This is a genomic window from Rhizobium sp. 1399, from assembly GCF_031455475.1.
Lineage (GTDB): Bacteria > Pseudomonadota > Alphaproteobacteria > Rhizobiales > Rhizobiaceae > Rhizobium.
Map to the genome: position 1 here is coordinate 931729 of NZ_JAVDSU010000002.1, position 13286 is coordinate 945014.

Below are 13286 nucleotides of genomic sequence, written 5' to 3' on the forward strand. Positions count from 1 at the left end.
GTCAACGAAAAGCATGAAAATAAATAGGAATTTCAATTGCTTATATCATAGGCAATTGCCTTTTTGAAGGGCGGCTTCACAAGGGGCGCTCAACCGGATTATCAATCATCTTGCGGAGGTGTGCCGCCGCGTCTCGAGGAGGACCCCATGACGAATACCGAAAGGCCGCTGGCGATCAGCGCGCCGGAGCCGCGTACGCTCGACCTGATCTTCAGCGATAAGGCGCGCGCCGAACTCAACGCCAAATATGAAATCGTCGAGGCCGATCCCGAAAACATCGCTGGCCTCGACGATGATGTCATCGGCAAGGCGCGCTACATCATCGGCCAGCCACCGCTTTCTGCGGAAACGCTTGGTCGTATGCCGCAGCTCCGCTCGATCCTCAATGTCGAGAGTAATCTCCTCAACAACATGCCCTACGAGATCCTCTTCCAGCGCGGCATTCATGTGGTGACGACCGGGCAGGTCTTTGCCGAGCCGGTGGCGGAGATCGGTCTTGGCTTTGCGCTCAGCCTCGCCCGCGGCATCGTCGATGCCGATGTGGCTTTCCGGGAAGGCAATGAACTCTGGGGCGGTGAGGGCAATACAAGCGCCCGGCTAATATCCGGTTCCGAGATCGGCATTGTCGGTTTCGGCGATCTCGGCAAGGCGCTGCGGCGGGTTCTGTCGGGCTTTCGCGCCAGGATCAGGGTTTTCGATCCCTGGATGCCACGCTCGATCCTGGAGGAAAATGGCGTGCAGCCCGCGAGCCTGAACGAAGTGCTGACACAGAGTGATTTCGTTTTCGTCGTAGCATCGGTCACCAGCGAGAACAGGGGCTTTCTTGGTGCGGATGCGTTTGCCAGCATGCGCAAGGGTGCCGCCTTCATCCTGCTCAGTCGTGCTGATGTCGTGGATTTCGACGCGCTGATGGCCACCGTCGCGTCAGGCCACATCGTTGCGGCAAGCGATGTCTATCCGCAGGAGCCGTTGCCGTCAGACCATCCGGTGCGGAACCTCAAGGGCTTCATCCGCTCGGCCCATCGGGCCGGTGCACTCGATATCGCCTTCAAGAGGATGGGCGACATGGTGCTTGAGGATATGGATCTGATGGACCGCGGCCTGCCGCCGATGCGCTGCAAGCGGGCGGAGCGCGAAACGGTGTCCCGCATGCGCTCCAAACCCGTTTCGGTTAATTAAGCAGCGCGCTGGCCGGTGCCCTGGATGGCGGCAAGCTTCCAGTCGGCGCCGGACTTGCGCACGAAGGTCCAGACCTCAGTGCTTTCGCTCGGGCGGCGGTCGTCGCCCGAGACGAGGCGACCGCTGTTACGCTCGACCATGGCGTCGATCGAGGAGTAGCGCATCGCAAGCGTCGCATATTCCAGCCCGTCGTCGCGCCAGGCTTCGGCGATATCGCCCTGTAGCAGCTTGACGTCGGTAACCTGGTTTCGGACGCCGTTGGTCGCGTTCTCGCCGAGTTCTTCAGCAAGGTAGGACATGGCTTCCGGCGTCGTCAGGCGGCGCAGCGCACCGTAATCCTCCGCGCCATAAGCGGTCTGAATCTTGGTCAGCAATTCCTCGAACTGATCGAGGTCGGCCTGGGCAAGGCCGATCTCATCGCTCGGCCGTGCGCTGTGCTGCTGTTGGCCGCTGGAGCCCGAACCGATTGCCGGAATATGGAAGGACGAACCGCCATTGGCCGGCGACATGCCGTAGGACTGCGGTCCGCCATAGCTCTGGCCCCCTGCGCCGTAGGACGGCTGGCGGCGATTGGCGAAGAAGCGCATGGCAAGGGTGATCGCTCCGAAGATCAGCGCGATCTGCAGGAGCATGCCGAGGAAACCGAAGCCGCCGCCGAAACCGTGGCCGAGCAGCATACCGAGCAGACCGCCAGCAATCAGACCGCCGATCATCGAACGGCCGAAGCCGCCAAAGAAGCCGGGGCGCTGCTGGGCGTAGCCGGGTTGTTGCGTGTTATAGGGCGTAGTTGTCTGCGGGCGCGGCGTCATCGAGCGCTCAATGGGCGCAACCGGGGCAGGAGCAGTCTGCGTGACCGGAGGCGCGCTGAAGGTACGCGTGCCGCGGCTTCCGAATCCGCCGAATCCACCGGCGCGGCGCGCATCGGCATCACCGATCGAAGCAAAGACGGTAGCGCTCGCAAGAACGGCAATCGCCGCGATCCTGGCAAAACGCGAAACGGCAGTGGGCATTCGTTCATCTCCTATCATGCGCTGAATGGCATGTCGGTACCTAATATAGGTATTCTTTCTGCGCTGTGAAGTTATGCGCCGCTACTGGCAGACGTCGACCCATTCGGCCCGGGTGATTTCCGCCAGTCTTTCGGTGGGGATGCGCACCGCGGAATTGGTCGAGCCGGCGGCCGGAACGACCTCATCGAACTGCTTCAGCGACATGTCGCAATAGATCGGCAAGGGTGCCGGCAGGCCGAAGGGGCAGACGCCACCGACTGGGTGGCTCGTCACCGCCAGCACTTCCTCCGCGTCGAGCATGCGCCCCTTGCCGCCGAAGGTGTCCTTGAACTTCCTGTTATCAAGACGCGCCATGCCGCTCGCCACAATCAGCATGATGCGATCACCGACGCGCAGGCAGATCGTTTTGGCGATCTGCGCCGGCTCGACGCCATGCGCTTCTGCGGCGAGGGTGACTGTCGAAGAGCTGCCGGCGGTTTCGATGATGGCAATGTCGGGGGCGTTGGTCGCGAAGAAGGTGCGGACGGATTCGAGGCTCATGGGATGGATACTTCTGGATGAACAGCCGACAAGGGACCGCGAAGCGGCATGGGGATTCACGCGTTCAACTTAATATCTCAATTTCAGAAAATTCAATCGCTTGGTTTACAGAGACGATTTCGGGTGCTTCGAAAGGCCACCCGGATTGCCGGCCGCAAGCCGGCGGGATGATCTGAAAGAGGATCACCCGCCAGTTGATCGCTGGAAAGGTTTGCAAAGTGTGGGACTTACTCATCGAACAGAGCAAGATCACGGCGCAGCCATGGTGGGAAAGCTTCGACGCTGTTCACGACGCGACGACGTCTCCACCGGGCAATGATGGTTGCGACGAGAATTTCTCTAAAGCTGAAGCGCGAGCAGAGCTCGCTCACGGATGTCGCCAGGCTCTCGCCGGCGTGTTGATTGTTCATGATCAAATGCGGCCAGAATTCTGGACCGCCCTTCTTTCAAGCTGAATGTGCGCAGCAAGATCAGGCGCAGTCGTTATCGCTGCCAGGCGCTGCGTGCGAAACGGGTGCCATCTTTGGATGGTGAAGCTTGAAAGACCCCGAATAGGGGCAAGGGTTGGGAGCTTCGAAGGCTATGCCAAAGCGGCGTGGGACGAAGAAATATCTGTCATTGCACGCCTCCGTTGTTGAACAGCTCCGGCGAGATTACTAGCCGATTGAGAAAAGGTAGGCAAGAGCTTGAATGTGGACGCAGGGTCCGTGTCGCGGTCGATGACCGGCGTCGTTGCGTCCTTTGATATCAATTTCCACCGGCAGCTGAACTGGCCTTTCCATCAGCGATTGACCACGTCGAGAACATCGTCATAATAATTTTGCACACGTGCTCAATTTTGTCATTCGGCCGTTACGTTCGCCCCCTAGAGCGGGATACGCCACGTTTTCGTGGGGCTATCGGAACGGCCATCAACACCAGTGATGACCCGTCAAGAGGCCTCACACTGCTCTTCTAGGGAGACGAAGAAGATGACCATTTTGCCGACACTGAAATCCCTTACCGTTGCGGCCGCAATCCTGGCCTCGACCTCTGCATTTGCGCTTGCCAAGGATGTTCACATCAGCGTCTGGGCTGGTGGTACCGGCCCGAACGACGTTTATCGCCTCGATGCCATTGAGATCGCCGCTCAGCAGCTTCAGCGCGAAGCTGCTTTGAAGGGCGAAGATCTGAAGATCATTGTTGAAAAGACCCCTTACTCCGGTTGGGATGATTTCAAGCAGGCGCTGACGCTTGCCGCCGAAGCCAAGAAGGCTCCGAATATCGTCGTCAGCGGCCATGAAGACATCGCTCCCTGGTCGCAGGCCGGCCTCATCGTTCCTGTGGAGGATTATGTCGACCTCGACTCCTGGCCGCTTAACAACATCTACGAAAACCTGATGCAGATCGCCTCCTACAATGGCTCGGTCTACGGCATCCCGCAGGATGCAGAATCCCGCCCGATGCTGTTCTGGAAGCCGCACATGAAGGCGATCGGCTACAGCGATGCTGACCTCGACGCGCTGCCGCAGAACGTCCAGGACGGCAAGTACACGATGAAGAACTTGCTCGAAGACGCCAAGAAGATGCAGGACAAGGGCCTCGTACAGCCCGGCTACGGCTTCTATCCGCGCACCAGCAACGGTCCTGATTACTGGCAGTTTTACACCTCCTTCGGCGGAGCCATGGAAGAGAACGGCAAGCTCGTTTTCGACAAGGCTGCGATGAAGCGCACGTACCAGTTCTTTGCTGATGCCGTTGCTTCCGGCGTCACCAAGAAGAACCACATCGGCATGCCGGGCGACCAGTGGTGGAAGGAAGTCTCCAGCGGCAAGGCCGGCATCTGGGACGCCGGCACCTGGCACTATGCCCGCATGGTCAACCAGGAAGGCCTGAAAGACTTCTTCGGCAACATCGCCTTCACGCTGATTCCGGCTGGCGAAGGCGGCAAGGCCAACACGCTGACGCACCCTCTCGTTTACCTGCTGACATCGGGTCATAGCGACGAGGACACGCAGATCGCAGCCCAGCTGATCACGATCGCTTCGGAGCCGCGCACCAATGCGCTGCACGCTATCAAGTCGGCGCATCTCGGTGTCTCCAAGTCCGAATCAGCCGTTGATTTCTACGCCGCCAATCGCTGGGCCCGCGAGGCGACGGAGCGACTGCTGCCCCACGCCAACGCGATGCCGAACAATTCAGATTTCGGCACTTACTGGAACATCATGTGGAAGAACCTTGAAGCATCCTGGACCGGCGCCAAGGCTGTCGACGCCGCCGTCAATGATGCCGAGAGCGAGCTGAAGAGCACGCTCGGCGACAAGATCGTCATCCGCTAAGATCGACGCACTCTGCCGGAAGGTGGTGGCTAAACACCGCCTTCCGGAGCGTCGTCCATGAGGGGACTTCCATGAAATCGTCCAGAACGCTTGGGCTGGTGATGATCACACCTGCAGCGATCATGATCCTTCTGTTCTTCCTGCTACCGGTCGTTCTGACCGCCGTCTTCTCGATGACGAACATGACGACGGCGACCGGCATTTCCGGCGGCGTCTACCAGGTCGCGCCGAATTCGCTGATCACGCTCAAATCGACCATGCCCGATATCGCCGATCAGCTGGGCGAGCCGCGCTACACGATCGACGAAGCTGGCCTGAAGGCCCTCGAAGACCTGAGCCTCTCGTCAGCCATCGTCTCGGAACTGCGCGAAAAGCATATGAACGAGTTCTTCCCATCACGCCGCGAAATCGAGCGCATGATCAAGGACCTGAACGAGCGCCCCTCGACGCGCGAGGTCAAACAAATTTCCGACAAGTTCAACCGCTCGGTCGTCAATGCCCGATTCGACAGCAAGGACGAGCTTTTCTCTGCCCTCGATACGCTCGGCTTCAAGCTGACGCCTGACCAGAAGGAACAGGTCGCCAAGGCCACCTATACCGGTTGGGTGTGGACATCTGACAATTTCTCGCGCATGGCCTCCTCGCCGGATATGGCCCGCGTGCTGCTGAATACAGTGCTCTACGTCGCGCTGGTGCTGGTCATTTTCAATGTCGGCTATGCGCTGCTGCTTGCCATCTGGACGCATTATATGCCGGCGGCACCGGCTTCCTTCTTCCGGGGTGTCTGGCTGCTGCCGCGCATCACGCCCGTCGTCATCTATGTCATGCTCTGGAAATGGCTTGCCTGGGATACCGGCTTCATTTCCACGCTGATGGGCAATTTCGGTTATCCGCCGAAGAATTACCTGCTCGACAATGCCTATAATGCCTGGGTCTTCGTTGTCATGATCAATGGCTTCATCGGCGCCTCCATGGGCATGCTGGTTTTCTCGTCTGCGATGAAGGCTATTCCGAAGAGCCAGTTCTATGCGAGCGAGGTTGACGGCGCGTCGCGCTGGCAGCAGATCCGCTACATAATCTTGCCGCAGATGCGCTGGCCGATCCTCTTCGTCACCTGCTACCAGACGCTCTCGCTGCTCGCCTCCTTCAACGAAATCCTGCTTTCGACGAACGGCGGACCCGGCAGGGCGACCGAAATCTGGGCGCTCGCCGCCTATCATACGGCGCTCAACAACTACGCCGGCAACCTGGAATACGGTCTCGGCGCCGCCATGGCCCTCGTGCTTGTGGTCATCGGCGTGACATTGTCTCTAATCTATCTGCGCATCTTCAACTACGGCACGCTTGTCTCCAAGCCGCTGATCGAGGACTGACCCATGGCCGAAAAAGCGCAACCTTCCGCGAATTTCAGCAGTTGGCCGGTCATTGCCGCGCTCGCCGTCGTCAGCCTGCCGCTGCTTTTGATGTACGCCTATTTCTTCATCGACACGGTAACGGTGAAAGAGGCTGGCTCACTCATACCCTCCAGCTTTACCATCCAGCACTGGCGCTTCCTGTGGCAGACGACCGAAGGCAAGCCGAACATCTGGATCGTGACGCTCAACACGCTGCTTTTCGCCAGCTCCACGACGAGCGTGGTCGTCATCGTCTCGTCGATGGCAGGCTATGTGCTCTCGCGGCTCAATGTACCTGCGCGCGGCTTCTTCCTTGCCGGTGTCATGGTGCTCCACGCCTTCCCGTCGGTAACGCTGATCATCGCCATCTTCATCGTGCTGCAGATGATCGGCCTCTACAATTCCTTGATCGGCGTGATCCTGGTGAAAGCGGCGATCGATCTGCCGCTCGGTATCTGGTTGATGAAGGGTTTCTACGACACGGTGCCCTGGGAAATCGAAATGGCCGGCGTCGTCGACGGCGCTTCGCGGTTCCGGGTCTGGCGCAGCCTCGTGCTGCCGCAGGTCGGACCCGGCATCATGGCGCTCGGCCTCTTCTCGTTCCTGTCCGGCTGGGGCGAATTCATCCTGCCGCAGGTGCTGGCGCCCGGCAATCAGGTGCAGGTGCTCTCGGTCTATCTCGCCGGCTTCCTCGCCGACGATAACAATTATGATTTCAACATGTTCAAGGCGGTAGGCCTCTTCTACGTCATCCCGGTTCTGATCGCCTACGCACTCTTCCACAAATATCTCATGAACATCTATGGCGGCGGGAGCAAAGGCTGATGCGTATCCTCCTCGACAATTTTTCGAAGAGCTTCGGCTCCACCAAGGTCATCGAGAACATGAATCTCGAAGTCGGCAGCGGCGAGATGCTGGCGCTTCTCGGGCCCTCGGGCTGCGGCAAGTCCACAACGCTGTTTGCCATCTGCGGCATCCATCGCCCGACCGGTGGCCGTATTCTCTTTGGCGACCGGGACGTCACCGACCTGCCGAGCCAGATGCGCAATGTCGGCGTCGTCTTTCAGTCCTATGCGCTCTATCCGCATATGACGGTTGCAGAGAACATCGGCTTTCCGCTGAAGGTGAAGGGCGTCAATGCGGCCGATATCCGCAAGGAGGTCGAGCGCATTTCCGGCCTCGTGCAGATCGGCAATCTGATGGAGCGCCGGCCAGCCCAGCTTTCCGGCGGCCAGCAGCAGCGCGTGGCCCTTGCCCGTGCGCTCATCCGCAAGCCGGACGTCCTGCTGCTCGACGAGCCGCTTGCCAATCTCGATGCCAAGCTTCGGCTTGAGATGCGTTCGGAAATTCGCCGCATTCAGCGCGAAACGGGCATCACCGCCATCCTCGTCACCCATGATCAGGTGGAAGCGATGAGCATGTGCGACCGCATCGCCATCATGAAGGAAGGCGAGATCGTGCAGATCGCGACGCCGGCCGGGATGTATAGCGACCCGCGCACTGCCTTCGTCGCCGGCTTCCTTGGTAATCCGCCGATCACCTTCCTGCGTGGCGTGATGAAGGACGGCGCTTTTGCCATGCCGGAAAGCGAGATCCGCGTGCCGGTATCGGTCCAGGCCGCCGAGGGTGCCAAGCTGACGCTCGGTGTGCGTCCCGAACATTTCAATCCGGCCGGCGACATCGCCGTTCCCGGCAAGGTCACCTTTGCCGAAACGCAGGGCCGCGAGAACCTTTACGACGTGCAGCTTGCCGGCGGCTCGCTGCTGCGGTCCATTCAGCCGGTCCGCAATGACATCACCGTCGGCGACGAGGTGAAGTGGGCGATCGACAGCCGAGGCGTGTTCGTCTTCGATGAAGAAGGCCGGAGGCTCTGAGCGATGCGTGACTTCTCGTCTTTCTTCGAACGTTATGATTGGCCCTCGAACAAGGGATATCTGCCTTTCTGCATCGGCCATCGCGGTGCAAGTGGGCATGAGCGGGAGAATACCCTCGAAGCCTTCCAGCGCGCTGCCGAACTCGGCGCGGAAATGTGGGAGCTCGACACGCAACTCACCAAAGATGGTGTGGTTGTCGTTTCCCACGACGATCATCTCGAACGCGTCTTCGGTATCGACCGCCGAATTTCCGAGATGACGGCGGCCGAGCTTGCTGCTCTCGAAGGCGTCAACGTTCCGACCTTCGAGGCGGTCGCAGCCCTTGGACGGCGGACCAATACAGGCCTCTATATCGAGCTCAAGGCGCCGGGCACGGGGCTTCGGTGCTGGAAGCATCTTATTGAGAAAAACCAGCGCTTTGCCTGCCTCGGCTCTTTCGATACCGCGCAAGTGCGTGAGCTTCGCGATGCGGGCTGCGATTACCCGCTCTCGGTACTGGTCCGTGTTGGCCACGATCCGCACGCAGCTGGCGATGAAGCCGGCGCCGATATCCTGCACCTTTGCTGGGAAAGGGCCGGCGAGCGCCCGCAGGATCTGGTCACAGAAGAGCTGATGCGGCGAGCCTTCGGCGAAAGCCGTGAAATCGTGCTGTGGCACGAGGAACGGCCGGCCATTTTGTCCGACATCATGAAGCTTCCGGTACTCGGCATCTGTACGGACCTGCCCGATCTGATGCGCCCGGCCGCCAGGGATGAGAAGCATGGCAGACAAGGATAACAAGGGACCGAGGAAGGTCACGTCCTTCGACGTGGCACGTGTGGCGGGCGTCTCGCGCGCTGCCGTTTCGCGCGCTTTCACCCCGGATGCCAGTGTTTCGCCGAAGACGCGCGAGAAGGTCTATCAGGCGGCCAAGGATCTGGGCTACCGGGTGAACTATCTGGCTCGCAGCCTCACCAACAAGCGTTCCGATCTCGTCGGCCTTGTCGCCGCCGGCCTCGATAACCCGTTCCGCACGCTGCAGATCGAGCATCTGGCGCGGGTGCTGATCGCCCGCAATTTTCGCCCGATCCTGTTGCCGACCTCGAAGGAGGCGGACACCTCGACCGTCATCGGCCAGCTTCTGCACTATGCCGTCTCCGGCGTCATCGTCACATCGGACGCGCCGCCGACGGAGATCTGCGAGCAATGCGCAGCCGAAGGTGTGCCGATCGTGCTGATCAACAAGGGCGACGATATTCCCTTCGTCGACCGCATCATTTCCGATGATCGCATGGCAGGCCATCTCGCTGCCACGCATCTGATCGAAAGCGGCGTCAGCGCGCCGGCGGTCATGGCGGCGCCCGCTATCTCCTATACGGCAAGGCGGCGCGGTGAAGCCTTCGTGACGGCCTGTCGGCAACTCGGCCTCGAGCCGCGCATGATCGAACTGAAAATCAACGACTATAAGAGCGGCCACGACGCGGCCGCCGATCTTGTTTCGCTCGGTATCGACGGTCTGTTCTGCGCCAACGACTACATGGCCTGCGGCGTGATCGACCGCATCATGAAGGGGCTTGGCCGCGACGATGAGCCGCCGCTACGCATCATCGGCCATGATGACATTCCGCAGGCCAGCTGGTCGGCCTATGACCTTACGACCATCCGCCAGCCCTGCGATTTCCAGGCCGAACAAACGGTCGATCTGCTGATGACCCGCATGTCCGAACCGGATATGACCGCCCGCGTCGAATTTACCCCCGTGACGCTGATTAAAAGAAGGACTGCTTGATGAATTCCGCATTCGATGCCTCTGCTCTAACCGCGCGGGCGGAGGTCGCAATCGACGTGGCCCGCAAGGTTGGACGCGAGGCTGCGCGCTTCAGGCGTGAAGGACACCCAGGCACGCTGCATGTCGAAAACAAGGGATTGCAGGATTTCGTTACCGTCGCAGACAGGCAGGCAGAACAGTCGATCCGCGAAGGGCTGCTGGTGCGCTTTCCAGACGATACATTCATGGGCGAGGAAACCGGCGGCGAGTCCGGCTCCGCCGGCACCTGGGTCGTCGATCCGATCGACGGCACGACAAATTATATCAGAGGCTTCCGTCACTGGGGCGTCTCTATTGCTTTCGTCGTTGGTGGCAAGGTAGAGATCGGCGTGGTCTATGATGCGGCCAACGACCAGGTTTTCTCCGCGATCCGCGGCCGTGGCGCCTTCAAGGAGAGCCAGCCGATCCACGCTGCTCCGACGACCGATCCTGCCAATGCGATCGTCGTGCTCGGCCATTCGCGCAAGACGAGCTTTGACGACTATGCGGCGCTCTCCAAGCGGCTCTACGAGCGCGGCATGGATTATCGCCGCATGGGTGCAGCCGCAGTCGATCTCGTGCGCGTGGCGGAAGGTGTTTCCGACCTCTTCTACGAACGGCACTTGAATGCCTGGGATATGCTGGCTGGCGCGCTGATCGCCTCGGAGGCCGGTGCGAAGGTCGCCATTCCACCTGTCGATACGCTGCTGGAGGATGGCGGTCCTGTTATCGCCCATTCGCCTGGACTGGCAGAAGAATTCGCCTTCCTCGTCGAATTCGAAGGTCTGGCGGGCTGATCAGCCCGCCATGCGCTTCAGCCACGCCAGCTCGGTCGCCAGGGCTTCGTCCGTGGTGATCTGATCCGGCTTCAAAGCGACCAGTGCCGAGAAGTTCGTCCACTCCGCATTGCTGAAGCCGCCGTCGGGATCTTTCAGTGTGAAGGTCCAGGCATCGACCAGCTTGGCCTCGCCGTGGCAGAGCGCGATCATGTCGAGGCCGGCCTTCGCCGCATCGAGCAACATCGGCCAGTAAAGGTAGATTGTTTCTGGCTCCGTCGGGCCGCGCATATCTGCAAGCAGTTCCCTTTCGACCGCTTTCCAGCCTTCGGCTTTGGCGATATCGCCGAGCTTGTTGGTGGGGTCGATGCCGCGGCGCAGATGCGGCAGCTTCTCCTTGACGGCCAGGATCAGCTCCGGACTTCCAGCGCTGACGATGACGGAGGCGGAAATCTGCTGCAGGTGTTCTGCAAGATGGGCGATGCCCTTTTCGCCGATCGCCTCGTAATCGTCCTTCATATCGAACTGCAGCAGCGCGTCCGGATGGGCCGATTGCAGCATGGCTGCCAGATCCTCGCTGTAGAGGAGCGGACGATTGCCGTCCTTCATGCGCAGGTCGCGCAGATCCGCAAGGCTCTTTTGGGCAATGAGACCGCGCCCGGTCGTCTCGCCTTCCAGCTCCTTATCATGCAGCACGACGAAACCACCATCGGCGCGCACCCGCAGGTCGAGCTCCATCGAAGCGCCGGCCTTGAAGCCTTCGGCCATCACCTCGGCCGAAAACAGCGGGTCGGCCATACGCCGGCGCAGCCGGTGCCACTTCAGCAGGGGCGAATGGCCTTCAAACTCTATCCGAAGTCCGCCTGTATCGGTCATTCCATCATCCTCGACCTATTCGTCTCGGCCTCTTCGTGCATCGGAAAGGCCCGATTCTCAAGGGGCGGTGGCAGATTGGACTCGATCTCCCCGCCGCGGCTCCTCTTTTGCCGAACAAAGCCTTTTTCGTGAGCCAGTCTTCCGGCGGCATCGGCATGCGGCACAATTGCGCAAATTAGAATACTAATTTTGTAGACAATGTTTCCTGGCTCAGCGATCCGTGCGAAAATCGTGGCTCGGTTTTCCAGGAGGTGACGTATGTTTGCGGCATTCAAAACTTTCTTTGCGAAGCTTTTCCGAGACCGTGATCAACCGGTGTTCGAAACATCTGCCCGCGCGACGGAAGAGGATTCCGAAAGCCGTCTGCGTAGCCTGCGGGAGGAAGAATTCTTCTTCTGGCAGCCGACGCCGAATTCCTGGTACTGAGCGATCAGCTGCTATAAATCTTCGCGACAGCTTCCGATGCGGCGCCGATATTCGCCGGGAAGCCGGCCTGCCGAAGCGCAGCACCATAGGCCACGACATGTGCGAGCACCGTCTGGAAGGTTGCCCGTGCCCCTGTGTGGTTGATACGCATGAGGTGCGACGAGCCTGTCCCGACACCGGGCGTCAGTTCGACGCCCAACCCCGCCGCAAAACCAACCACAGAGGTGGGTTTAATTCCTGACGGTAAGGAGACCGTTGTCACGAGGTTCGATGCCTGTTCGGCCGGCACCCAAAGGTTGGCGCCCAGTGCTGCAAGTCCGGCCCGGCTCGCCGAAGCTGCTCTCTCATGGCGGGCGACGACCTGCCCGAGGCCTTCCGCCTCGACCCGGTCGAGGGCCGCTTCCAGTGCAAAGAATTCCAGCGGTGCCGGCGTTCCCGGTAACGCGCCGCAGCCGGCATCCACCCAAGCCTTCAGGTCGGCCAGCGACAGGATGGAATCACGCGGCGCACCGTCATGGAGGGCTAGTTCCCAGGCATGCTGGCTGACTGACAGCGCGGAAACGCCGGCCGGCCCGCCGAGTGCTTTCTGTGGGCCGATCACGGCGATATCGATGCCCAACGCGTCGACATCGAGCGCATGGCCGCCGACGGAAGCAACGGCATCAACTATCGTCACAATGCCTCGCGCCTTTGCGAGAGCGACGATCTCCGGCAATGGATTGAGTATACCGCTTGCCGATTCCGCGTGGACGAGTGCCAGTACGCTGACATCGGGATAGGCATCCAGCGCGACGGCGATTGCTCCGGCCTCGATAGGCAGGCCGGGCTGAGCGACGATATCGATGACGTCGGCACCGCCGCGTCGCAGCCATTGTCCAAACCAGCCGCCGTAGGCGCTGGTGACGACGTTCAGCGCGGAAAAGCCAGGTCTGGCAAGGCTGGTCGCAACGGCTTCGAGGGCAACCACCGCCTCGGCCTGCACCAGCAAAACGTCGTTGTCCGTCTTCAGGATCGTGCCGATACGACCGGCAAGGGCGGTGTAACGTTCGGCCGGATAGACCGGCGCACCATAGAACGGGTTCCAGGCGACTTCGGTCATGGGAAACT

14 protein-coding genes are annotated in these 13286 nt (G+C 60.5%); 9 read left to right on the forward strand and 5 right to left on the reverse strand.

All coding sequences use genetic code 11. The features are described from left to right. Positions 1–147: 147 nt before the first annotated feature. Complete coding sequence (locus tag J2X71_RS10375) at positions 148–1179, forward strand: hydroxyacid dehydrogenase (protein WP_310381917.1); 1032 nt, start codon at positions 148–150, stop codon at positions 1177–1179. Here the strand turns inward: J2X71_RS10375 and J2X71_RS10380 are convergent. From J2X71_RS10380 to J2X71_RS10390, 3 genes are all read right to left on the reverse strand, one after another. Then, a complete protein-coding gene (locus tag J2X71_RS10380; protein ID WP_310381919.1) occupies positions 1176–2189 on the reverse strand; it encodes a Tim44 domain-containing protein in 1014 nt (337 codons plus the stop codon). The two genes, J2X71_RS10375 and J2X71_RS10380, sit on opposite strands and share 4 nt — an antisense overlap. 81 nt (positions 2190–2270) lie before the next feature. Further along, positions 2271–2729 carry a YbaK/EbsC family protein gene (locus J2X71_RS10385; protein ID WP_310381920.1) on the reverse strand — a complete coding sequence of 153 codons (459 nt, stop codon included), beginning with the start codon at positions 2727–2729 and terminating at the stop codon, positions 2271–2273. Between the two features lie 227 nt (positions 2730–2956). Continuing rightward, positions 2957–3139 (reverse strand): hypothetical protein, encoded by a 183-nt coding sequence (locus J2X71_RS10390; protein WP_113319595.1) that lies wholly within the window; start codon positions 3137–3139, stop codon positions 2957–2959. Between the two features lie 561 nt (positions 3140–3700). On the opposite strand from J2X71_RS10390, the gene J2X71_RS10395 reads away from it, so the two are divergent. From J2X71_RS10395 to J2X71_RS10425, 7 genes are all read left to right on the forward strand, one after another. Then, positions 3701–5047, forward strand: a complete 1347-nt coding sequence (locus J2X71_RS10395; protein ID WP_310381924.1) for an extracellular solute-binding protein — start codon at positions 3701–3703, stop codon at positions 5045–5047. Between the two features lie 71 nt (positions 5048–5118). Next, a complete protein-coding gene (locus tag J2X71_RS10400; RefSeq protein WP_310381926.1) occupies positions 5119–6420 on the forward strand; it encodes a sugar ABC transporter permease in 1302 nt (433 codons plus the stop codon). Between the two features lie 3 nt (positions 6421–6423). Beyond that, on the forward strand, positions 6424–7266 hold the full coding sequence (locus J2X71_RS10405; protein ID WP_310381928.1) for a carbohydrate ABC transporter permease: 843 nt from the start codon (positions 6424–6426) through the stop codon (positions 7264–7266). Then, on the forward strand, positions 7266–8315 hold the full coding sequence (locus tag J2X71_RS10410) for an ABC transporter ATP-binding protein (RefSeq protein ID WP_310381930.1): 1050 nt from the start codon (positions 7266–7268) through the stop codon (positions 8313–8315). The genes J2X71_RS10405 and J2X71_RS10410 overlap by 1 nt, the downstream gene beginning before the upstream one ends. A gap of 3 nt (positions 8316–8318) precedes the next feature. Further along, positions 8319–9092 (forward strand): glycerophosphodiester phosphodiesterase, encoded by a 774-nt coding sequence (locus J2X71_RS10415; protein WP_310381932.1) that lies wholly within the window; start codon positions 8319–8321, stop codon positions 9090–9092. Continuing rightward, on the forward strand, positions 9076–10083 hold the full coding sequence (locus tag J2X71_RS10420; protein WP_310381934.1) for a LacI family DNA-binding transcriptional regulator: 1008 nt from the start codon (positions 9076–9078) through the stop codon (positions 10081–10083). The genes J2X71_RS10415 and J2X71_RS10420 overlap by 17 nt, the downstream gene beginning before the upstream one ends. Next, on the forward strand, positions 10083–10898 hold the full coding sequence (locus tag J2X71_RS10425) for an inositol monophosphatase family protein (RefSeq protein WP_113319588.1): 816 nt from the start codon (positions 10083–10085) through the stop codon (positions 10896–10898). The genes J2X71_RS10420 and J2X71_RS10425 overlap by 1 nt, the downstream gene beginning before the upstream one ends. Here the strand turns inward: J2X71_RS10425 and J2X71_RS10430 are convergent, their stop codons facing one another. Continuing rightward, entirely contained in the window at positions 10899–11753 is an 855-nt protein-coding gene (locus tag J2X71_RS10430) for a glycerophosphodiester phosphodiesterase family protein (RefSeq protein ID WP_310381937.1), read from the reverse strand. 258 nt (positions 11754–12011) lie between these two features. On the opposite strand from J2X71_RS10430, the gene J2X71_RS10435 reads away from it, so the two are divergent. Next, positions 12012–12179, forward strand: coding sequence for a hypothetical protein (locus tag J2X71_RS10435; RefSeq protein ID WP_310381939.1), 168 nt, complete (start codon positions 12012–12014; stop codon positions 12177–12179). Between the two features lie 4 nt (positions 12180–12183). Here the strand turns inward: J2X71_RS10435 and J2X71_RS10440 are convergent, their stop codons facing one another. Further along, entirely contained in the window at positions 12184–13278 is a 1095-nt protein-coding gene (locus J2X71_RS10440) for an aminotransferase class V-fold PLP-dependent enzyme (RefSeq protein WP_310381941.1), read from the reverse strand. Positions 13279–13286 lie beyond the last annotated feature (8 nt).

Coding starts and splice junctions, on each gene's coding strand:
- J2X71_RS10375 (WP_310381917.1), top strand. CDS start 148: ATGACGAATACCGAAAGGCCGCTGGCGATCAGCGCGCCGGAGCCGCGT.
- J2X71_RS10390 (WP_113319595.1), bottom strand. CDS start 3,139: ATGAACAATCAACACGCCGGCGAGAGCCTGGCGACATCCGTGAGCGAG.
- J2X71_RS10385 (WP_310381920.1), bottom strand. CDS start 2,729: ATGAGCCTCGAATCCGTCCGCACCTTCTTCGCGACCAACGCCCCCGAC.
- J2X71_RS10420 (WP_310381934.1), top strand. CDS start 9,076: ATGGCAGACAAGGATAACAAGGGACCGAGGAAGGTCACGTCCTTCGAC.
- J2X71_RS10415 (WP_310381932.1), top strand. CDS start 8,319: ATGCGTGACTTCTCGTCTTTCTTCGAACGTTATGATTGGCCCTCGAAC.
- J2X71_RS10405 (WP_310381928.1), top strand. CDS start 6,424: ATGGCCGAAAAAGCGCAACCTTCCGCGAATTTCAGCAGTTGGCCGGTC.
- J2X71_RS10395 (WP_310381924.1), top strand. CDS start 3,701: ATGACCATTTTGCCGACACTGAAATCCCTTACCGTTGCGGCCGCAATC.
- J2X71_RS10440 (WP_310381941.1), bottom strand. CDS start 13,278: ATGACCGAAGTCGCCTGGAACCCGTTCTATGGTGCGCCGGTCTATCCG.
- J2X71_RS10435 (WP_310381939.1), top strand. CDS start 12,012: ATGTTTGCGGCATTCAAAACTTTCTTTGCGAAGCTTTTCCGAGACCGT.
- J2X71_RS10380 (WP_310381919.1), bottom strand. CDS start 2,189: ATGCCCACTGCCGTTTCGCGTTTTGCCAGGATCGCGGCGATTGCCGTT.
- J2X71_RS10430 (WP_310381937.1), bottom strand. CDS start 11,753: ATGACCGATACAGGCGGACTTCGGATAGAGTTTGAAGGCCATTCGCCC.
- J2X71_RS10425 (WP_113319588.1), top strand. CDS start 10,083: ATGAATTCCGCATTCGATGCCTCTGCTCTAACCGCGCGGGCGGAGGTC.
- J2X71_RS10410 (WP_310381930.1), top strand. CDS start 7,266: ATGCGTATCCTCCTCGACAATTTTTCGAAGAGCTTCGGCTCCACCAAG.
- J2X71_RS10400 (WP_310381926.1), top strand. CDS start 5,119: ATGAAATCGTCCAGAACGCTTGGGCTGGTGATGATCACACCTGCAGCG.